Origin of the sequence: Halomonas sp. HAL1 (assembly GCF_030544485.1) — a bacterium.
GTDB classification, from domain to species: Bacteria; Pseudomonadota; Gammaproteobacteria; order Pseudomonadales; family Halomonadaceae; genus Vreelandella; species Vreelandella arctica.
Genome location: NZ_CP130610.1, coordinates 3,758,668 through 3,779,885, shown reverse-complemented (window position 1 = coordinate 3,779,885; position 21,218 = coordinate 3,758,668). Strand labels below are relative to the sequence as shown.

General features: G+C 55.3%; 18 protein-coding genes. 10 read left to right on the top strand and 8 right to left on the bottom strand.

The genetic code is table 11. The features are described 5' to 3' along the window. Nucleotides 1-29: 29 nt before the first annotated feature. Entirely contained in the window at nucleotides 30-2,027 is a 1,998-nt protein-coding gene (locus Q3Y66_RS17605) for a methyl-accepting chemotaxis protein (RefSeq protein ID WP_008958179.1), read from the bottom strand. A 181-nt stretch (nucleotides 2,028-2,208) separates the two neighbouring features. Between Q3Y66_RS17605 and Q3Y66_RS17600 the strand changes: the two genes are divergently transcribed. Beyond that, entirely contained in the window at nucleotides 2,209-3,222 is a 1,014-nt protein-coding gene (locus tag Q3Y66_RS17600) for an IS630 family transposase (RefSeq protein WP_303319479.1), read from the top strand. Between the two features lie 118 nt (nucleotides 3,223-3,340). Here the strand turns inward: Q3Y66_RS17600 and Q3Y66_RS17595 are convergent, their stop codons facing one another. Further along, on the bottom strand, nucleotides 3,341-4,345 hold the full coding sequence (locus Q3Y66_RS17595) for an XdhC family protein (RefSeq protein WP_008957467.1): 1,005 nt from the start codon (nucleotides 4,343-4,345) through the stop codon (nucleotides 3,341-3,343). A 262-nt stretch (nucleotides 4,346-4,607) separates the two neighbouring features. Here Q3Y66_RS17595 and Q3Y66_RS17590 point away from each other — a divergent pair, with 262 nt between their 5' ends. After that, nucleotides 4,608-4,796: a hypothetical protein gene (locus tag Q3Y66_RS17590; protein ID WP_008957466.1), complete on the top strand. Its 189-nt coding sequence runs from the start codon at nucleotides 4,608-4,610 to the stop codon at nucleotides 4,794-4,796. Then, nucleotides 4,789-6,288 (top strand): sodium:solute symporter family protein, encoded by a 1,500-nt coding sequence (locus tag Q3Y66_RS17585; protein ID WP_008957465.1) that lies wholly within the window; start codon nucleotides 4,789-4,791, stop codon nucleotides 6,286-6,288. The genes Q3Y66_RS17590 and Q3Y66_RS17585 overlap by 8 nt, the downstream gene beginning before the upstream one ends. A gap of 12 nt (nucleotides 6,289-6,300) precedes the next feature. On the opposite strand, the gene Q3Y66_RS17580 is transcribed toward Q3Y66_RS17585, so the two are convergent. From Q3Y66_RS17580 to Q3Y66_RS17570, 3 genes are read right to left on the bottom strand one after another with little or no spacing between them, the layout of a single operon-like run. Then, nucleotides 6,301-7,251 (bottom strand): biotin-dependent carboxyltransferase family protein, encoded by a 951-nt coding sequence (locus tag Q3Y66_RS17580; protein WP_008957464.1) that lies wholly within the window; start codon nucleotides 7,249-7,251, stop codon nucleotides 6,301-6,303. Continuing rightward, nucleotides 7,248-7,952, bottom strand: coding sequence for an allophanate hydrolase subunit 1 (locus Q3Y66_RS17575; RefSeq protein ID WP_008957463.1), 705 nt, complete (start codon nucleotides 7,950-7,952; stop codon nucleotides 7,248-7,250). Before Q3Y66_RS17575 ends, Q3Y66_RS17580 begins: the two co-directional genes overlap by 4 nt. Before the next feature lie 8 nt (nucleotides 7,953-7,960). Continuing rightward, nucleotides 7,961-8,713, bottom strand: coding sequence for a 5-oxoprolinase subunit PxpA (locus Q3Y66_RS17570; RefSeq protein ID WP_008957462.1), 753 nt, complete (start codon nucleotides 8,711-8,713; stop codon nucleotides 7,961-7,963). Between the two features lie 355 nt (nucleotides 8,714-9,068). On the opposite strand from Q3Y66_RS17570, the gene Q3Y66_RS17565 reads away from it, so the two are divergent. The 7 genes from Q3Y66_RS17565 to Q3Y66_RS17535 all read left to right on the top strand — a co-directional run bounded on the left by Q3Y66_RS17565 (nucleotide 9,069) and on the right by Q3Y66_RS17535 (nucleotide 17,614). Further along, nucleotides 9,069-10,052: a LysR family transcriptional regulator gene (locus tag Q3Y66_RS17565; RefSeq protein WP_008957461.1), complete on the top strand. Its 984-nt coding sequence runs from the start codon at nucleotides 9,069-9,071 to the stop codon at nucleotides 10,050-10,052. A gap of 36 nt (nucleotides 10,053-10,088) precedes the next feature. Further along, complete coding sequence (locus Q3Y66_RS17560; RefSeq protein ID WP_008957460.1) at nucleotides 10,089-11,072, top strand: TRAP transporter substrate-binding protein; 984 nt, start codon at nucleotides 10,089-10,091, stop codon at nucleotides 11,070-11,072. An 81-nt stretch (nucleotides 11,073-11,153) separates the two neighbouring features. After that, nucleotides 11,154-11,717, top strand: coding sequence for a TRAP transporter small permease (locus Q3Y66_RS17555; protein WP_008957459.1), 564 nt, complete (start codon nucleotides 11,154-11,156; stop codon nucleotides 11,715-11,717). 44 nt (nucleotides 11,718-11,761) lie between these two features. Continuing rightward, nucleotides 11,762-13,066, top strand: a complete 1,305-nt coding sequence (locus Q3Y66_RS17550; protein ID WP_008957458.1) for a TRAP transporter large permease — start codon at nucleotides 11,762-11,764, stop codon at nucleotides 13,064-13,066. 127 nt (nucleotides 13,067-13,193) lie between these two features. Continuing rightward, a complete protein-coding gene (locus tag Q3Y66_RS17545) occupies nucleotides 13,194-15,869 on the top strand; it encodes an EAL domain-containing protein (RefSeq protein WP_303319508.1) in 2,676 nt (891 codons plus the stop codon). An 89-nt stretch (nucleotides 15,870-15,958) separates the two neighbouring features. Continuing rightward, nucleotides 15,959-16,684 carry an HAD family phosphatase gene (locus Q3Y66_RS17540; protein ID WP_008959250.1) on the top strand — a complete coding sequence of 242 codons (726 nt, stop codon included), beginning with the start codon at nucleotides 15,959-15,961 and terminating at the stop codon, nucleotides 16,682-16,684. A gap of 36 nt (nucleotides 16,685-16,720) precedes the next feature. Further along, nucleotides 16,721-17,614: a hypothetical protein gene (locus tag Q3Y66_RS17535; protein WP_008959251.1), complete on the top strand. Its 894-nt coding sequence runs from the start codon at nucleotides 16,721-16,723 to the stop codon at nucleotides 17,612-17,614. Nucleotides 17,615-17,654: 40 nt separating this feature from the next. On the opposite strand, the gene Q3Y66_RS17530 is transcribed toward Q3Y66_RS17535, so the two are convergent. From Q3Y66_RS17530 to Q3Y66_RS17520, 3 genes are all read right to left on the bottom strand, one after another. Then, entirely contained in the window at nucleotides 17,655-18,398 is a 744-nt protein-coding gene (locus tag Q3Y66_RS17530) for a sulfite exporter TauE/SafE family protein (RefSeq protein ID WP_008959252.1), read from the bottom strand. A gap of 135 nt (nucleotides 18,399-18,533) precedes the next feature. Then, nucleotides 18,534-19,889, bottom strand: coding sequence for a magnesium transporter (mgtE, locus tag Q3Y66_RS17525; protein WP_008959253.1), 1,356 nt, complete (start codon nucleotides 19,887-19,889; stop codon nucleotides 18,534-18,536). 300 nt (nucleotides 19,890-20,189) lie between these two features. After that, entirely contained in the window at nucleotides 20,190-21,206 is a 1,017-nt protein-coding gene (locus tag Q3Y66_RS17520; RefSeq protein ID WP_008959254.1) for a 1-aminocyclopropane-1-carboxylate deaminase, read from the bottom strand. Nucleotides 21,207-21,218: the final 12 nt, after the last annotated feature.

The window sequence follows — 21,218 nt, the reverse complement described above, 5'->3', positions numbered from 1 at the left end:
GGTGCCTTTTGCGTTGCGGGTGAGCGAGGTTAGAACTCTTCCCACTCTGGCGCTTCCTGCCTTGGCTGGGTGGCGGGTGGTTGATTGCTGCGTGCCGGTGCCGATGATGTACCGGTAGAGCGGGTTACTGCTCGCTCTTTGTGGGTGGCGGTATAGGGCAACGCGGAGGGGGAGCCCCCTTCATGGAGCACAAACTCGCTCATCAACCGATCAAGGCCGCGGGCGTTGTCGCGCATGGAAGCGGCAAGGTTCGCGCTTTGGCTGACCATGGCGGCATTCTGCTGGGTCATCATATCCATCTCTGCCACGGCGGTGTTGACCTGCTGGATACCGGTCGTCTGCTCTCGTGCGCCTGCGGCAATTTCAGCAATCACATCGGATACCTGAGTGACGCTATGACGAATCTCCTGCATGCGCTCAGCCGCTGCCTTGACGATGTCGCCGCCTTCTTTTGAGTGGCTAACGGACATATCGATCAACGCACGAATATCGTGAGCAGCAGAAGCCGAGCGACTGGCGAGAGTGCGTACTTCGCTGGCGACCACAGCAAAACCGCGACCCTGTTCGCCAGCACGGGCCGCTTCCACCGAGGCGTTGAGTGCCAATATGTTGGTCTGGAACGCAATCGAGTCAATCAAGCCAATGATATCGCTGATCTTGTTGGCCGAATCACTGATGGCTGCCATCTTGGCTTCCATCTGGTTCATGGACTCTGTACCACGTTCGGAGGCATTGGCAGCCTCTAGCGCAAGGCTATTGGCTTGTTCTGAAGCCTGGGAAGTGTGCGCTACAGTGGAGTGGATTTGCTCCATTGAGGCGGACGTTTCCTGGAGGTTGGCGGCCGCTTGTTCGGTACGCGATGAAAGTTCCTGAGTACCATCTGCCATATCGCTGGCATCTGATAATACCGTGCGCGCGTTTTGGCGTACTTCCTGAAGCGTTAATTGCATGCGTTCCACAAACGCATTAAAGCCATGGGCGAGGTCGCCAATTTCATCGTTTGTTTTGGCTTCTAATCTGCGCGTTAGGTCGCCTTTACCTTGGGCGATGTCTGCCATGGCAGCTGCTGTATGCTTGATAGGAGCGAGAGAGCGACGTGCCGCATAGGCAACCACCACCAATAGCAATACCAGTAGCAGTCCGCCTGCCAGCAGTAGCGACTGTAGCAGGCTGTTGGTAACGGTCGTAAAGGCTGTGATGGGTACGGTGACACCCACCACCCAGGAGGTGCCTTCCACCGGGCTCCACATGAGAACTGTCTGTTCGCCGCTGGGCATAGTAATTTCACCTGAGCCGGCCGTACCATTGAGTATTTGTTGGCTCAATGCATCCAGGCCTTGGTAGCCCTGCTGATCGGCATCGGTGTAATTGAGTGACATCCGATACTCTTCATTCGGGTGGGCAATGACTTGCCCCTGGCTGTCGATGAGCCAGCCATAGCTTCCTTCGCCAACATTGATATCGGAAGTAATGTCAGAAACGGCAGCCATGGAGACCGTCATGCCTAGCAACCCCGCCCTATTACCGCGTTCATCAAACACGGTGTCGGCGACAATAGCCGTTGGTAAACCACTAATCATGGAGATAACAGGATCACTGAGAAGGCTGTCTTGGCTGCCCTCGGTCACTAGGGTCTGAAAGTAGGGGCGTTCGGCTATCTCTAGGTTGACGCCTGCGTGGGTCAATGTTGCCCCGGAAGCATCAGAGAAGAAAAGTGACTCAATGGTGCCCCCTGGAGGGTAGCGTTTTTCGAGCCACTCGCGATGAGAGGCAATTGGCACGTCTTCTACCAAACGTTCATCCTTAGCAAGTACGGCTATCCAATTGCGGTATCCTGTAATCCAACGGCTAATTTCATCGGCTCGTGCTTCTACTTGCCGAGTCCCTGCATTATCGATTAACGATGGAATAGCATTATTGAGCTGTTGATTGACGACAATACCTAAAATGACAGCCACCGCTAACAGCGGAATGGCGACAGCAGCCAGCAGTTTCTGCGTCAGTGAGAGACGAGAAATTTTTTTCATTTGTTGCCTCGATGTGTTGGCCAGTAGCAGGGCACTGTCGATAAGGCAGTGCCGTACTCTGGCTGTTTTATGGTTCCCTGGAAGTGCTCTTACTACCGTTAATTATTAACGGCTGCTAAGTGATTCTGCATAAATTATCGCGTATAAAGAACAAAGATCCATCAGAGTAAAATACAGAACCATGTCTCGGCGCTTACGTTTCGTTTCTTTAACACCTGACCAGCAACGTATCTTAAATGAAGCCTACCAGTACGGCGAAAAGAGAGCACTACGTCGTCGGGCCCACGCCATTCTGCTCAACCACAAGGGCCATACGATTAACCAGATTCGCGATATTATTGGGGTTAAGCGCGATACGGTATCGACTTGGTTATCCCAATGGGAAGCAGACGGTATTGAAGGTCTTCAAGACAAGCCTCGCGAAGGACGCCCGCACCTTCTCAGCGAGAGCGATCTTGCTGTGTTAGAACAACTGGTTGAAGAGTATCCCCATCAATTGCCTGTCCTCCATGCCAAGTTTCAGGAGCAGACAGGTAACGTCGTCAGCCAGGACACGTTGCGGCGCGCGTTAAAAAAAGGCTATAGCTGTAAGCGGATACGCCGCTCATTGAGGGCACATCGTGACGAAGCGGATTTCCGCCATACGCAAGAGATAATCAATGTATTGAAGGAGTGGGAAGATGATGGTGAGTGCGATCTCTATTTCTTTGATGAAGCCGGTTTCTCGCAATCATCGTCACTTCCTTATGCATGGAGCCCGATAGCCAAGCCCTGGGAAGTCACGGCCTACCCACACAGCAAACGGCTGAATGTACTGGGCTTTCTCACCAGAAAAGGTGAGTTTTTTCACCATATGACCACCGACTCAGTGACCACTGAAACCGTTATAGAAGCCTTTGATCAGTTTGCGGCACATAAAGACCCTGACGCATTCGCCGTCGTGATACTGGATAATGCCAGGATGCACCGTTCCAAGGCGTTCCAGCGCAAACTTATTGATTGGATGGCACATCGCATTCACCTGGTCTACTTGTCGCCATATTCGCCGGAGCTGAATCTGATCGAAATCCTTTGGCGCGAAATCAAATACCGGTGGCTACCGTTAACAGCCTACAGTTCGTTCGATAAGCTTTGTGAAGCGGTCAAAAAAGTATGTAATGGTTACGGCACTGATTACTCAATAACTTTTGCATAACCACTTAATATTTAAACTTAAATATAAAATATTTTTTGTCACCTCTTTTTTAATTGAATCGTTATTTTTACCTAAAAAGAGACAGTAAAAATTATAGTTTAAAAATAACTAAAGCGGCCTAGCTTGCCTGCTGTATCGCTAATGACTTTATATAGCTACAGCTCATGTCGGTTTTTCCACGATAATGACGCACAATATCGGCCATGACTGCCAACGCAATCTCGGACGGCGTTTTGCTGCCTAAATTGAGACCAATAGGCATGGTAATCCTTGCCAACTGAGTGTCTTTCAGGCCACTGGAGCGTAATAGCCGCTCTGCACGCTGTTGCGACGTTGGCTGAGACCCCATCACGCCAATGTAAAACGCCTCCGTGCGGACGGCCTCGATCATCGCCAAATCATCAATACGCGGATCATGGGACAACGCGACCACGGCTGTATTGGCATGGCAGCCGCCCGAGGCGATAAAAACGGAAGGCAGTATCGCTTGCACTTCCACGCTAGGCACTTTGAAATTTTTGCGGGCATCATCGTTGGGGTCGCAGACAATGACTTCAAAACCGAGCGATTGGGCAAACAGGGCGCAGGGCGAAGTGACCGATGAGATGCCGGCAATGATCAGCCGCAGCGCTGGGCCAATGCGGACATTGACGCTGGAGGCATCAAAAGTAACGGCAGGTTCTGACAATGTGGATGGGTTGAAGCGCTTGCGCCCATCGGACAGCGAGATACAGCGAGTGAGCGGCTGTCGGCCCAGCAAGGTGGCATGCATCACTTCAAGGTGAACGAGGTTGTCGGCAGAGGGAGTCAGTTGTTCAACGAGCACTTCCAGACTGCCTCCGCAGGGCAAGCGGACAGTGGTTGAGCTGTCGACGCCGCCATACATTATCCGTTGGGCGGGTTGGTCAAACTCGCCTCTTTGCAGTCGGGCGATAAAATCTTCTTCCACACAGCCGCCTGACAGTGATCCCAGGTAGTCCCCCGTTGAACAAGCGACCAGCATGGCACCCGGTTCTCTTGGGGATGAGCCGAAGGTTTTCAAAACCGTGCAGAGCCAAACGGTCAGCCCCTGATTGGCCCATTTCAACGCGCGTTCGATAACCTGCAGATCAAGGTGGTGCATTAACTGATTGCCTCCATGGGGAGATTGAGGGAGGCTTCAAGTGTCTCGCGAACGGTCTCTGGGGTAAAAGGGAGTCTGCTGAACCGTACCCGGGAGCATCGAAAAGCGCGTTAGCAATCGCGGGAGCACAGGGCATTGCTGCTTCGCCAAGCAACATGGTTAAGCCGTGTGCATGTGAAGGATTGCCTAGGCATCGGTAGCATGTCAGCTTTACTACAGTAGCGCGCACTTTTCACCCTGACGTAACAAAACGAGATGGACTATGAAACGCAGTAAATGGATATGGCTAGTAGGGGCCGTTGTCTTGCTAAGCTACTTGGTGCCTTACACGCTGTTAAGCGATGTGTCGCGATGGTACGGCAGCTTTTTGTTTTGGTCAGTTGCCGGGTTAGTCATCATTGCTCTGAACGTGTTTATCACTAAAGATTTTAAGGAACATAGCGATGACTGAGTCGCTCATTTGGTGGTCCATTGCTATCTACTTATTGGTCGCTATAGGCATTGCTATTCTGTCGCGCCAAAGCCCGGCGAAAAGTGGTTCAGAAAGCATGTCGGGCTACTTTTTAGGCAACCGACAAATGAACGGCTTTGTCTCCGCGCTAAGTTACAGTGCCACCACTTATAGTGCCTTTATGATGGTGGGGCTGGCTGGCCTTACCTATGCCGGAGGCGTTGGCGCGCTAGGTTTCGAAATTATCTACTTTGCCGGTGTTTCCCTGGTGGCTGTTTTCGGGCCTAAATTCTGGGCGGTCGGCAAAAAGTTTGGTTTTGTGACCCCAAGCGAGATGCTGGGTCACCGTTACAACAGCAAACATGTGGCGGTGGCTGTCTCAATTGCCAGCTGTATCTTCTTGATTCCTTACTCGGCCGTTCAGCTCGCTGGCGTCGGTTACCTGCTTCAAGGTATTACCGATGGCGCCATTACCTTTACCACCGGGGTGGTACTGGCCACGGTGATCGCAATCTTCTTCTCCTACATCGCGGGAATTCGTTCGGTCATGTGGACCGACTCGCTTCAGGCCATCATGATGATTGTTGCCTCAACGCTGGTGGCTTTCATGGTGATTCAGGGCCTGGGGGGATTTGGCGCGCTATTCGATACGCTGGCAACGGAACACCCGCAGTCACTGACGGTACCTGGACCTGGGTTGTTTAGCTTTGTCACTTTCTTGGGGCTTACTATTCCGTGGTTCTTCTTTAGCCTGTCTAATCCGCAAGTCAGCCAGCGCCTGTTTATGCCCTCGTCGCTGCGTTCCATGCGTCAAATGCTGCTGGGTTTCCTAGTGTTTGGCTTTATCTACACCATTGTTTCCGTGCTGTGGGGGTTCTCTGCCTTAGCGGCTTTCCCCAGTCTTGAAAGTGCTGATTTAGCCACGCCCACGCTGCTAGCCTCAGAGTTTGTTCCACCAGTATTAGGCGTGATTGTGATGATCGGCATCATGGCGGCCGCCGTTTCTACTATCGATTCGATCATGCTGACCCTGGCCTCCATGGTCTCCCGTGATGTTTATGCCAACGTCAAACCTAACGCCAGTGAAAAGCGCCAACTGCTGGTGGGTAAGTTGGTGGTGCCGGTGATTGCGTTAATGGCGCTGGCCTTCGCCGAGCTACAGCTTGACCTTATTGCGGTGCTGTCGGTGGCTGCATCGTCGGGGCTCGTGGCCATGGTACCCGCTATTATTGGCGCCTTTTATTGGAAACGAGGCACCGCTGCCGGAGCACTGGCCAGTGTGGTGGGCACCAGCGCCTTTGTACTGTTGATGTATGCCACCGGCAACTCGCTACTGGGGCTGCCTGCCGGTGTATGGGGCATTGTAGTCGCTAGTGTGCTGTTTGTTGGCGTTAGCCTTGTAACCAAACCTCATCAAGCCACCACGGATGCTTTCTTTAGCGCCATCGCTGAAGAGCTGGGAAAAAAGCGTCGGCATAAGGCTTTTAACTGAGGTTTTTCAGGTTTAGCGCCAAACCGTTAGCTGTTGTCGATAATCATCTTGCGCCTGGCTGGCGCTGACCGGCGTCAGCCACACTTTGGTGCCGGGCAAACACTGGGCCAGCGTAGCGCAGGCGATGGGAGTGAGGGCACCCAGGCGTGGGTAGCCACCAATGGTTTGGCGATCATTCATCAGCACGATGGGCTGGCCGTCAGGCGGTACTTGAACTGCTCCCAAGGGAATACCCTCGGAAATAATGCCGGTGAGAGAGCCGTGCAGGGCAGGGCCGGTCAGTCGCACGCCCATACGATCGGCACGGTTATCCACTGCCCAGGATTGATTGAAAGCTTGGAAAAGAGAGCGGCCGCTGAAGGCGGCAACTTGTGAACCGAGCACGATGGGTAGGTGGCAGTTTGATGCTGGCATCTGCGGGCCTTGGCCTGCCGCAATACGGCGAACCGCCGGAGCGGCACCTTTCCAAGTCAAGCGGTCGCCCACTTTTAGCGGTTTACCATCTTCGTGCAGGCCACCCAATTGCTCGCGAGCGGTACAGGCGCGGCTGCCAAGCACTTCCGGTGCATTCAGCCCACCTGGAAAAGCGAGATAGGCGCGCAGGCCCTGGCGCGGTTGGCGAAATACCAAGCGCTGACCGGGCTGTAGCTTGAAGCTGGTATTGGGTGCGAGCGGTTTGCCATCCAACTGAGCGTCTAGATCGGCACCGGTCAAGGCCAGGCGGACTTCGCTTTCGGTTTCAAAACTCAACCCGCCGCCCATCACAATCTCCAACGCGGCGCTGTTTAAGGCGTTGCCGAGTAGCCAGTTGGCCCAGCGAAACGAGATCCAGTCGGCGGCACCACCCTGGGTAACCCCTAAATGGCCAACGCCAAACCGGCCAGCATCCTGAATCAGTGCGAGTGGCCCCGCTTGTTTAACGACCATGCCATTTTGTGTTTCATTGATGGCGACGTGGCTCATGGGCGCTCCTCCATTGGGGTGGTATCCCCACCGTCGGCTTCAAACTCTTCCCGGGAGATCGCTCTAAAGCGCACCTTGTCGCCGGGGCGAAACAGCGGCTCGCCACGTTTGGCATGCTCGAATAGCGGCACGTTGGTGCGACCCAGAATATTCCAGCCGCCCGGCGAAAGCAGCGGATAAATCGCGGTTTGGCGATCAGCAATGCCCACGCTGCCTGCTGCCACTTTACGGCGTGGTGTTTTCAAGCGCGGCGTCGCTATTGCTTCATCGACTAAGCCCATAAAGCCGTATCCTGGCGCGAAACCCAGCGCGAAGACACAGTAATCATGGTTGCAGTGCTGCTTGATGAGTTCGTCGACGCTTAAGCCTGCCCGCTTGGCGACCAGGGGTAGCTCAGGCCCCACGCTTTCGTCGTACCACACGAGGATGTCGTGTAGCTCACCGGCTTGGGTGTCAACTGGGGTGAGGCCTAACAGCGCTTTATTAATAAGGCCGATAGCCTCAGTGTGGGTCAACTGCTGGCAGTCGTAATGGACTAATAGCGTGGTGTAAGAAGGCACCAGATCAATGAGCGCAGCGCCAAAGGCTCTTCGCAGAGCTTGGTCGGCAGAGATCACCCAGGCCATATTCGCTTCATCGATGGTGTCGAACAGGCGCACCATCAGGGCATCCATGGCGGCGGTTTCAATGCGCATTTCCATATTAGGATTCACGCCTGCTCCAGCATCTGAAAGGCCTCACGAATGGCGCGCACGGCCGCCACTGATTCAGGGTTGTCGCCGTGAACGCAGAGCGTATCGCAGGCTAGCTGCAATGGTGTGCCGTCGAGCGCGGTGAGCGGCTCGCCTTTGGCCAGCTTAATGGCCTGATCCACAATGGTGTTCTGGTCGTGGTGTACGGCGTTGGGTAAACGGCGAGAGGCCAGGTGGCCATTGGTATCGTAAGCGCGATCGGCAAAGGTCTCGAACCAGAGGGTAATGCCCAGTTTGGCGGCCAGCTCGCGATGTGGTTCGGGGTTAGCAGTCGACATGATCGTCAGCGGCAGGCTCGGATCGTAAGCACGCACGGCGCGCATGACGCCTTCGAGCAGCGCCGGGTTGGCGGCCATGTCGTTATACAGTGCCCCGTGGGGTTTGATGTAGCTGAGCCGGGTGCCTTCTGCCTGGCAAATGCCTGCCAGGGCGCCTACCTGGTAGAGCACCATATCTTCAGCCTCTTCAGGCGAGCAGGCCATCGAGCGGCGACCAAATCCCATCAAGTCAGGGTAGCCAGGGTGCGCGCCAATGCGAACATCATGCTGGGCCGCCAGCTTGACGGTGCGTCGCATCACATGGGGGTCGGAAGCGTGGAAGCCGCAGGCGATGTTGGCGCAATCGACATAGGGCATTGCCTCGGCATCGAGGCCGATCGTCCAGTTGCCGAAACTTTCGCCCATATCGCAATTAAGCAGGGGAATGGCCATAGCGACTCCTGTCGTTGATGCAGTGGGTGCTTGCATGTGGCTGAAACGAGACTGTAATTCACCTCCAATATATGAACACGGCATGCTGAGTGCCAATCGTTTTTGTCGATACTAACTATCGGGCTCTCCTATCATATTGTTATTTGGTGGAAAAATGATTGACGCTTGGGCACGATACGCTTATCACAGTAAGGGCGGGGCGTGATAATAACGTTGGTGAAACAGCGCTGCCGAAGATGGTCTCGAAGTTGCATAGTTATCTGGTGTCAACGAGCATCAGCACACAGCAGCAAGCTTTACGTGTCAGCAAAACGGCGCTTATTTATTTCCGAAAGCTATTAGTAGGCGTGTCAATATGCTCGATTTTAAGGAACTTGAGGCGTTTGTATGGGCGGTGAGGCTTGGCTCCTTCCGCAAGGCGGCGACCCGTTTGCACCTTACTCAGCCCTCTGTTTCCGAGCGTATTTCGCGTCTTGAAACCACGGTGGGTGAGCTACTGTTGGAGCGTGCCGCCCGACCCATTCAGCCCACCATGCGTGGCCGCGAATTTTTTGTGCATGCTGAGCGGATGCTGCACCAGCGTGACGAGGCGATGAAGCTTTTCGATGACGAAGAGGCGTTTTCTGCGCCATTGCGGCTCGGCACGATTGAAACTATCGCCCATAGCTGGTTTCCCGAGTTTATGCGCAGGCTTACCGAGCGCTATCCACGGCTGACTATCGAACTGACTGTGGATTACTCGCCAGTGCTCAACGAACGGCTACTGGGCAACGAACTGGATATTGTACTGGCGATGAATGGTTATTCGCCGCAGAAGCAGATCGATTATGAGTCGTTGAGTCCGTATGAAATGGGCATGTTTGTCTCACCCCGGCACGCCCATTTGCTCAGCGAAAGTGCCAATATCTGGGGCAGGCAATTACCGTTCATTTCATTTGGCAAGCTGGCGCGCCCTTATACGGAACTGGTGAATTACCTGGCCGAGCAGGGCGTAGCCAGCCCACGTATTCATAGCGTCAGTACGCTGATGACGATTGTACGCATGACCACAGAGGGGTTAGGGATCGGCGCGCTGCCGGTGGCCACCGTGCTGGAAGAGTGGCAGCGAGGAGAGCTCCACCGCTTGTCACTGCCGGTGCCGTTACCCGCCATGCACTATGATGTGATATGGCGCAACGCTAACCACCCACGCTTTTGCCGGGGCGTTGCTCGGCTGGCACAGGAGTGCGCCTGCCGCTATGCCCAGGCGCGCCGTGCCGATATGACAACAACACTTTTCTCTGGGCGCTGGGTACCCAGCAGCGCCTCCTCTGGTACTACCAATGCAACACACCATTAGCTCCATACTATTAATAGAAACAAGAGGGTTCTCACCATGCGCAAGACATTAACTTCCACCCTGCTACTGGCAACAGCCTGCGGTCTGACGGTGACGGCTCACGCGGCTGAGTGGACCATGGCCACGCCGTACGGTGATGCCAGCTTTCATACCCAAAACACCAAACAGTTTGCCGAGGATGTGGCAGAAGCCACTGATGGCGAGCTAACCATTACTGTGCATAGCGGTGGCTCTCTTGTCGCACACGGGGAAATCAAACCGTCGGTTCGTCGCGGCACCATTGATGCGGGCGAAGTCTTCCTCTCTGTGCTTTCCAATGATGACCCCATTTTTGAAGTGGACACATTGCCGGGGGTTGCAGGCAGCTACGATGATGCCTACGCGTTATGGGAAGCCACCAAGCCCATGATCACCGAGCTGTTCGCTTATGAAGGACTGATTCCGCTCTACGCTGTCGCCTGGCCTGCGCAAGGGATCTACACCTCCGAGCCGCTTACCGACCCTGCACAGTTTGAAGGTCTGCGCGTGCGCGCACCGAACATCAATACCCAGCGCTTCGTCGACAACCTGGGCGGCAGCCCCACTGAAACCGAAGAGTCTGATATCCCCACCGCCTTCAGCACTGGCCGTGTGGACGCCATGATTACCTCAAGCTCCACTGGGAACTCCATGGCGGCTTGGGACTATGTCACCGACTACACCGACGCTAACCTGTGGTTGCCCAAGAACATTGTCTTCATCAGCCAGCGCAGTTTCGATGGCCTGGATGAAGCGACCCAGGAAGCCCTGATGGAAGCCGCCGCTGAGGCTGAAAAACGTGGTTGGGAGATGAGCCGCGAAGATAACCAGGCAAGCCTGGACGCATTAGAAGAGAACGGTATCTCGGTTTCTGAGCCGAACGACGCTATTTCTGAGGCGCTGCAAGCCGCTGGTGATGAGCTGTTTGAAGATTGGCAGTCACGCGCCGATGATGAAGCCAAACAGGCGCTGGAAACTTACCGCGAGCAACGCGACAGCTAATAGCCGTCTCAATGTCTCTGGCAGGGGCTGCGGCAATGCCACCGCCCCTGCTTATTCCGCGCGCTTTATGAGGCTGCGAACATGACGTTTAAATTCGACAAACTCTATCGCCTCGGTGCTTGGGGTGCGGCGGCGTGCATGGTGGCTATCTGTGCGCTGATCGCGCTCCAGGTAACCTTCCGCTTGGTAGATGCCCTGCTGGTGCTGGTAGGTTTGAGCCGGCTAGGCCTGAGTATTACCGGCGTTTCAGAAATTGCGTCTTACTTATTAGTCGGCGCGACCTTTTTGGGCTTGGCCTACACCTTTGTGCATCACGCCCATATTCGCGTGACGCTGCTGATTACCCGTTTGCCCCCGGCCATTCGTGTGTGGTTTGAAGTGTTTGGTCTCATCATCGCCTTGGCGATCAGCCTGATGCTCAGTTATGGCCTGGTGGGGCTGGCGCGAGAGAGCATTCAATACAACGATGTGTCTTCAGGATTTGTGTCGATTCCGCTCTGGATTCCCCAGCTGGTACTTGCGACCAGTGTAGGGCTGCTCTGTCTGGCGCTGGCTGAAGCGTTGTTCATGGCGGTGCGTATCGCTATTCGCGATCCTTCAAGTTTTCGCGAAGCGACGGCCCCAGATGAAAGCGAGGGCCACTAAATGGCGACCTTCACTCACCTGCCCTCTAAATTGGAGAGCTCATCGTGCTGCTACTAAGTCTCGCCACCATTTTTACGCTTGTGCTGTTACTGGGGAGCGGGGTATGGATCGCCTTCGCGCTGATTGGTACTGCCTGGATAGCACTCGAGTTCTTCAGCTCGTTTTCACCAGCTTCTATCCTGGCCTCTGATTTCTGGGGGGCCAGCTATGGGTGGGACCTTACCGCTCTGCCCATGTTTATCTGGATGGGCGAAATTCTGTTTCGCTCGGGGCTCGCCGACAATATGTTCCGCGGTCTGTCTCCCTGGTTAAACCGCCTGCCGGGGCGCCTTTTGCATACCAACATCATTGGCAGCGGCATGTTTGCCGCGGTGTGCGGCTCTTCGGCTGCCACCTGCGCCACGGTGGGCAAAATGACGCTGCCGGAACTCGAGCGGCGTGGCTACGATAGCAACATGGCGATTGGCACGCTGGCCAGTGCCTCTACGTTAGGGCTGTTGATTCCGCCTTCCATCGTGCTGATTGTCTACGGCGTGGTCACCGAGCAGTCGATCTCCAGACTGTTTATGGCGGGTATTGGCCCAGGCTTGATGATCCTGGCGATGTTCATGAGCTATCTCATTTTGTGGGCGCTATTGAAAGGCAACCGCGAAGGCCTGACCGGTGAGGATGAGTCAGGCATGAGTTTTGGCGAAAAGCTGCGCAACACCTGGTCGCTGGTGCCCATTCTGCTGCTGATCGGCGGCATCATCTTCTCGATCTATGGTGGCTTGGCCTCACCCACGGAGGCAGCAGCGGTCGGTGTGGTGCTGTCGATCGTGATTGCCCGCTTCAATGGTCACTTTGACCGCGAAATATTCAAGAGCTCGCTGTTTGCCGCTGTGCGTACCGCCTGCATGATCGCCTTCATCATTGCGGGCGCATCTTTCCTGACCTCGGCCATGGGCTTTACCCAGGTACCGATGAAGCTGGCGCAGGCGATTGGTGAAATGGGGCTTTCACCCACTATGCTGCTGATTGCGCTCACCTTGCTGCTGCTGATCATGGGCTGCTTTCTCGATGGTATTTCGCTGATTCTGCTGGTTACCGCGATTATCATGCCGCTGGTGAGCGCCGCCGGGTTTGACCTGATCTGGTTTGGCATCTATCTGGTGATCGTCGTCGAAATGTCGCAGATTACGCCGCCCGTTGGCTTCAACCTGTTCGTGATTCAGGGGCTGACGGGTAAGGATATTCTGACCATTACCAAGGCCACGCTGCCGTTCTTCCTGCTGATGCTGTTGGCGATCGCCTTAATGCATCTCTTTCCCGGTATCGCGCTCTACCTGCCCGAGGCCATGACCCGTTAACGCTCACTATCGTCCACGGTTAATCATCCAGGCGGCTGTCATGCTGGCCTGGATGTTGATTGGGTGCTTCTTTGTCGCTGCGCTTCGCGCTAAGCTACAGAAAAAGCGGGAACAGGTGGCTCCACCCATGCGCACGAGGAATGACGCTACAGAGATATTTCGACAGTTGGCCGAAGGCATGGGTCACAGTGGGAGCTCTCACTTTTACGCCACGCTGGTAGAGCGCTTGGCAGCCTTACTGGGCGTTGATCATGTATTGATGGCCGATGTAACCCAGTTGCATCAGGCTAAGACGTTAGCGGTCTGGTCCAATGGCGGTCTGCTTGGCAATATCACCTACTCGCTGTCCGGCACCCCTTGCGAAACTGCGCTAGGGCGCGGTTCCTGCCTGTATGCGTGTGATGTTCAATTGCTCTTTCCAGACGATAAGCTGCTCTGCAAGCTCGGCGCCGAGAGTTATATGGGGCGCCCTCTCTACGCTGCCGATGGCGCGCTGATTGGCCTGCTGGCGGTGCTTAAGAACTCCCCTATGCAGTTGGATGAGCTAGCCAATGAAATTTTGCAAATTGCCGCCGCCCAGGCCGGAGCGGAGCTAGGCCGCCAAAAGGCAGAGCAGGCATTAAGAGCAAGCGAAGAAGTCGCACGGGAGAGTGAGCGACGCCTGAATACGCTGCTGAATCACCTGCCTGGCATGGCCTACCGTTGCTTCAATGACCGTGACTGGACCATGCAGGTGGTAAGCCAAGGGGCCGAGGCACTGACCGGGTACCGTCCGGATGAGTTGCAAGGTAACCGGGTGACCAGCTTCGCCGCGTTGATTCATCCCGATGATCAGGAAAAACTCTTCGACGAGGTGCAGTTGGCCATTGCCAGCAAGCGGCCTTACCGGGTGGTGTATCGGTTGAAGCATCGCGACGGGGGGACTCGCTGGATGTGGGAGCAGGGCCAGGCTGTCATGGGCCATGACGGTGAGATTGCCTGCCTGGAAGGCTTTATTTCGGATGTGACCGACCAGCAAGAGTCGCAGCGGGTACAAAACGCCGTGCTTCAAGTTGCCTCAACAGTTACTACACGAGTGGGTGACGGTTATTTTCAGCAGTTGATTGCCACTCTGGTTGAAGTGCTGGAAGCCGACGCAGGCTTCATTGCACTACTGCATACCTCCCCTCAGGGCGAGGAAGAAGTGTATGGCCAGGCAACCACGGTTAGCATGGTGGTCAGTGGCGAACAGCGTGAGCCGCACGCTTTCGCACTGCGCGGGTCGCCTAGCGAGCAGGTGGTGCTGGAGCGTGAAGCGGTGATGCATGACGGCCCGCCGCTGCTATTAGCGGGCACGCAGCTACCGGTCAGGGCATGGATTGGTCGCCGCTTAGATAACGCCAACGGCGAAGCCATTGGCGTGATGATGGTGTTTTACCGCCAACCGCTGACGGCGAATGCGTTCGCCACCTCAGTGTTGCAAATCCTTTCTACTGGCGCCGCGGCAGAGCTTGAACGCCGCCGGGACCACCGCCATATGCATCAGTTGGCCTACACGGACAGCACTACCGGGCTACCTAACCGTACCCGCTTCATGGAGCTGTTAGCGCAGATGTGGCAAGAGGCCCATCATACTGGGCAGGGGCTTTCGCTGCTGCTGCTGGATATTCGTCGCTTTAAAGAAGTGAATGACCTGCACGGCCATCAAGTAGGTGATCAACTACTGGTGTCAGTCGCGGGCCGCTTGCAGAAGATCAGCCACGCCTATGGCCCATTGGCGCGTTTATCTGGCGATGAGTTTGCCATGCTGGTGGCCGACGCTGATATCAGAAACATAAATGATCTCGTCGAGCAGTTGCGCTCAGCTGTGACTCAGCCGCTGCAGCTGGAGCGCCGTGTGTTTAACCTTGATGTCAGCATCGGTTATGCCCGTTATCCCCACGATGTGAAGCAAGCGAGTGAGCTGTTCAATGCCACCAGTATTGCGCTTCACCACGCCAAACGCCGCGACAACAGTACCTGCCCCTATACCCAAGCAATGCATCACGCGCTACAGCGCCGCCAGCGGATGACCGAGCGGCTCAGCGTGGCTATCAGCGAAAACAAACTGGAACTCTATTTTCAGCCCCAGGTGGACCTTGCCAGCGGGCAGCTGACAGGCGCTGAGGCTCTCTGCCGCTGGCATGACGCGGAGTGGGGGTGGGTGAGTCCCGGTGAGTTTATTCCTCTCGCCGAAGAGCGCGGATTGATACGCCTCTTGGGAGACTGGGTGTTGGAGGAGTCGGCTAGGCAACTAATGGCATGGGGTACGCAAAACAAGCAGGCACTGCCGGGTAGGCTGTCGATCAATATTTCTGCCCAGCAGTTTGCTGACCCCGAGCTAACTCAGCATATTGCGCAGCTAATGGCTGGCGTACCACCGAATGCCATTTCTCTGGAGCTTACCGAAAGCGACTTTATGCGCGATCCTGATCAAGCGGTAGAAATTACTCACACCATGCGTAAGGCGGGTTACGCACTCTCTATTGACGACTTTGGCACAGGCTACTCCTCACTCTCATACCTGAGGCGTTTCGCCGCCGACGCACTGAAGATCGATATCTCTTTTGTGCGTGAGATGCTCGATAACCATCACGACCGCACCATTGTGCAGACCATCATTGCCATGGCGAAAGCGCTAGAGATGAAAACGGTGGCAGAAGGCGTAGAGACCCGAGCGCAGGCCCGCCTGCTGGCCGACATGGGCTGTAAAGAAGCCCAGGGCTACTGGTTCGGTCGACCGTTGCCAGCCAATGAGTTTGCTGCAGCGTGGTTGAACAAGTAACCACGCAATATCACCGCCAGCGTCATCGTCCTGTCATCACCTTTGGCATACCCTACGCGCCGCCAACCCGCGATGAAAGGAGTGCTCCCATGCGCCTGGCCCTATTTGATCTTGATGACACCCTCCTGGATGGAGACTGCAGCGACCGCTGGAATTTATGGATGATAGACCAAGGGTGGGTCAGCGATGCCGAGACCTTCATGGCGCGTGCCGAGCAGATGCAGCGGGCTTATCATGCGGGCAAGCTAAAGCTCGAAGAGTATCTAGCCATGACCCTGGCGCCACTGCGCGGGCGCCGGGTAACGGATGTGCAAAAAGAGGTCGAGCGGTTTGTCGCCACGCATCTCCAACCGCGTATCTTCACTCAGGCCTGGGCCTGCCTGGAAGCGCATCGCCAGGCGGGCGATACCCTGCTGCTGATTTCTGCATCTGCGCGGCATCTGGTTCAGCCCATTGCGGCTACTTTGGGGATCGAGCACGTGCTGGCGGTAGAGCTGAGCATCGAACATGGCATCAATGAAGACGCGCGCTATACCGGTGGTAGTGAAGGTATTTTTTCCTATCGCGGCGGCAAAGTGCTGCGCCTGAAGCAGTGGCTGGTCGAGCAGCAGATCACCCCCAGCCACACCACGTTTTACTCCGATTCCCGCAACGACCTCCCGTTGCTGCAGTACGTGGATTGCCCGGTTGCGGTCAACCCCGACCCGGTATTGGCCGAGGTGGCTAGCGTTGAAGGGTGGCGGCGCTTAGACTGGCGAGTGTCCCCGAGCGCTTCGTCGCCATATGTTCTGCCAGGAAAATCCGCACATGTCTGATGTTATTAATACATGCCTTCAACAAGGAGGGCATCCTTGAGTCCAGCCGCCCTCGCGCTAGTGCTGGTGTCAGTGTGTATGCACGCCGGGTGGAACGTGCTGGGTAAGCGCAACGCGCCGTCGTTGGCCTCATTTGCTCTGGCTTATGGTGCGGGAGGGGCGGTCATGCTGCCGCTAGTATTGCTTGGGCCATCATTAGCGGCGTTACCCAGTGCTTTTTGGGGATGGTTGGTACTCTCTGGACTGTGCCAAATGCTCTATATGGGCGGCTTGGCCTGGGCCTATGCGCGAGGGGAGGTCAGTGTGCTGTATCCCATCGCTCGGGCGCTACCGGTGGTGCTGGTGCCGTTGGTATCCATTGCGCTATTGGGAAGTCGCGTGCTGGATCGGTGGGATGGCTTGGGTATGGCGCTGGTGGTGGTGGGCGCTTTGTGTCTGCCGCTTAGCCACCCAGAGGCGCGCAGGTTATCGACCTACCTAACGCCTGCTATGGGGTTCGCGCTACTGGCAGCGGCGGGTACCGTTGGCTACTCGCTGATAGATAAGCAGGCGCTCGGGTTGATGCAAATGGCTGGGCATAGCGGGCTCACCGCTGGAGCCGTCTTTATGGTGCTGCAAGCGGTGATGACGCTGACCTGGGCGGTACCGCTACTGGCCCTGCTGCCTGCCGAGCGCCGCCGATTGCCCGCGCTTCGCCAGCAGGGCCTGCCGATGCTGGTCGCTACCGGGCTGATGATGACCTGCACCTACGGCCTCGTGCTGATGGCCATGGCGATGACCGATGAAGTGAGCTACGTGGTCGCGCTGCGCCAGCTCTCGATTCCGGTGGGTGTCTTGATGGGTGTGCTATGGCTAAAAGAGCCCGCCTCCACTGCCAAAACCCTCGGTACCCTGGTGATGCTGGTGGGATTGATGATGGTGGCGCTGTAAGCAGCGCCACTTCTCCAGGCCCAGTCTAGCTTCTGTTCTGCTAGCTCACGGCTTGCCACACAAGATTGATACCGACCAGGAACATGGCAAGGATGACCAAGCGGTAAAACAGCTTTTCATTGACTCGGCTCTGCAGCCAAAGGCCATTGCGCACACCGATCCAGGCGACGGGCACTAACAGCAGCGATGCCCAGGCACTGGTCATGTTGACTTCGCCTAACCACACATAAGGCCCCAGTTTGATGGAGTTCACGACTGCGTAGGTCACTGTGCAGGTGGCGATAAAGGTCTCTTTGGTGAGCTTGCGTGGCATTAGGTACATGTTCATTGGCGGTGCACCCGCATGGGCAATAAAACTGGTAAACCCGCAAACGCTTGCCGCAGGCAGTGCCCAACGGCTGGAAATCGGCTTTTTAGCGACAGGTTTTAGCAGCATATAAGCGGCAAACACGACGGATAAAATCCCTAATGCCAGGCGCACGCCTTGTTCACTCAAACTGCCAAACAGCACTGTTCCCACCGTGACGCCAATGAACAAGCCCGGCACAAAGCGCCACACTTCCGCGCTATCGTGCTTACCCCACCACGCTTTTACTGCAAACACATCCATCACCAGCAATAGCGGCAACAGTAATCCGGCTGCTTGGGTCGGGCTAATCGCCAGCGCCATCAACGGCACCGAAAGTGTGCCGAAACCACCCGCAAAACCGCCTTTTGATACGCCGGTTAGATACACAGAAAAGACAATCAACAGCCAGGCGATGGTGGAGTAATCGGGGAGCATGGGAGCCTCACAAGGTGTTCAAAAGCGACCAACATAAAAAAGCCCCGCAGAGGCGAGGCACAACAGCATAGCATTAGATAAATGTTAGCGGGCGAAGTGAGTGGCGATGCCGCTTGCACCATTCAATGGCTTTGATCACAAAATAATCAGCGTGGCGAGCCCCAAGAACGAAAGAAAGCCGACCACGTCAGTGACGGTGGTGAGAATTACCGCGCCGGAGAGGGCAGGGTCAATTTGCAGCCTTTTGAGTACCAAGGGGATCAGTACGCCAGACACATTGGCGAGGCTCATGTTGATAAAAATCGCCAAGGTAATGACGAGCGTAATCAGCGGGTCGCTAAACCACAGGTAGGAAATGCCACCGACCACCAGGGCCCATACCAAGCCATTACTCATCCCCACCCATAGCTCTTTATTATACAGCCAGCGTTTATTGTTACCGGCAAGCTGACCGAGCGCCAAGCCGCGTATGACCACCGTTAAGGTTTGGCTACCCGCAATCCCGCCCATACTGGCGACCACGGGCATGAGAATGGCGAGCGCTACGATTTGATCCAGTACGGCTTCAAACTGCCCGATCACAAAAGCTGCTAAAAAGGCGGTCAGCAGGTTAATACCCAGCCAAATACCGCGACTTTTTGCGCTGCGCGCAATGGGAGTAAACACTTCTTCTTCGTCGCTAACGCCTGACATGTGTTTCAACGTCATGTCAGCATCATCTTGGGTGATTTCTAATACGTCGGCAGCGTTTAGCTGGCCGACCAATAACCCATCGCTATCGCACACCGGCACAAAGTGGAGTTCTTTAGAGCGCAATAACGCAGCAGCATCACTCACTTTCATTTGATCGTTTAGAGTGAAAAAATCATCCATGTAATCATCAACCACGGCTTCTTGTGGCTGTTTGATTAAATTAATCAGGCTCAAGGTGCCGAGTAGGCGTTTATCCTTGTCTGTAATCATGATTTGCTGTGATTCATCATCGAGCAGGTGATGAATCCGGATATAGCGTTGTACGGCCTCTAATGACACGCCTTGTTTTACATTGACCGTCTCGGGGTCCATGTATCGTCCCACTACATCATCTTCATAGGCATGAAGGTTCTCAACCTGGGCGCGTATCTCCTGATCCAAGCTGGCATAAACGGTGGTTTTGATCTCTTCGTCGGCGACATCAAGAACTTCGGCGACTTCCTGGGCATCCAAGCCTCTGACTATCTGTTCAACATCGCTGGCAGAAAGATCCTCAATATAGTCAGCGCGAATATCCTCATCGACTTCTGCTAAAACTTCACCAAGCACATCGTCTGGAATGTAATCCCAAAGTAAATCACGGGTTTTAGCGGGGAACGACTCAAGCGTGCGCGCAATCGCTAATATATCGAGCTCTGTGAATAGCTCTTTGAGGGCAGCGGTATCTTCTTCATCTAATAACTTTTGAAGATACAGCAGTTGCTCCTCGGTATTGGTATATTTTTCATCATCGCGCATAGAGTCCATCCTTATAAACACTCATTTTTAACACAACCACTTGAAAGCTCGTGATGGCTCACTATGGATCTTATCGGCAGGCTTGGTTGAAAGCCATCCCGGCTTTTGGCACGGCATTGTCTGCGCCGGGAGGCGTTGAGTTCTGATGTGCGGCAAGGGCGAGGAAGGTAGGGACGAGGAAGGCAGGGACGAAGATAGCAGAGAATAGAGACAGGCTTCAGAAGCTGGAATACCGCCTAGTCGAGACTTTCAGGTCTCGCACCAGGCGGGCAGTGAATGGGGGATCGAACTGGTCAGAGCCTATCCATTCCTAAACAGGAAACTGTAAGCATTAAGCGCAGGCACACCGCCCAGGTGGGCATAAAGGACTTTGGAGCTTGCTGGGAATTCACCGTTACGCACCATGTCGATCATGCCGTGCATCGATTTGCCTTCGTAAACGGGGTCGGTGAGTACGCCTTCCAGACGGGCGCACAGGCGAATGGCTTCTAGCGTGCCTTCGTTGGGCAGGCCGTACTCGGGGCCACCATAGCGGGTATCCAGAATCACGTCGTCATCGGCAATGCCGCCTTCCAGCTCTACCAGCTCAGCCGTATTGCGCGCGATACGCAGGATTTGTTCGCGGGTTTGTTCGGGTTTGGCAGAGGCGTCAATGCCAATCACTCGCTGGGCGCGGCCATCGGCGGCGAAGCCGACCACCATCCCTGCCTGGGTACTGCCGGTCACTGAGCACACGACGATATAGTCGAACTTGAAGCCCAGCTCTTTCTCCTGTTGACGCACCTCTTCGGCAAAGCCCACAAAACCTAAGCCGCCGTAAGGATGCTCGGAGCAGCCTGCGGGAATCGGGAAGGGCTTACCACCCCGCTTGCGCACATCCTCCATCGCCTGCTCCCAGCTGGGGCGGATCCCGATATCGAAGCCAGCATCATCCAATCGAACATCGGCGCCCATGATGCGCGACATCTCGATATTGCCCACGCGGTCATACACCGCATCGGAGTAGTTGACCCAGTTCTCCTGCACCAGCACGCACTGCATGCCCAGATGAGCGGCGACAGCAGCAACTTGACGAGTCTGGTTCGACTGAATACCGCCAATCGACACCAGCGTATCGCAACCTTGCTCCAGTGCCTCAGGAATCAAGTACTCCAGCTTACGGGTTTTGTTGCCGCCAAAGGCTAAGCCGCTGTTGCAGTCTTCGCGCTTAGCGTATAGCTCTACTTCACCGCCTAAATGTTCGCTTAGCCGCTTGAGGGGGGTAATGGGAGAAGGCCCAAAGGTAAGCGGATAACGTGGGAAACGATCAAGATTCATATAAAAAATCTC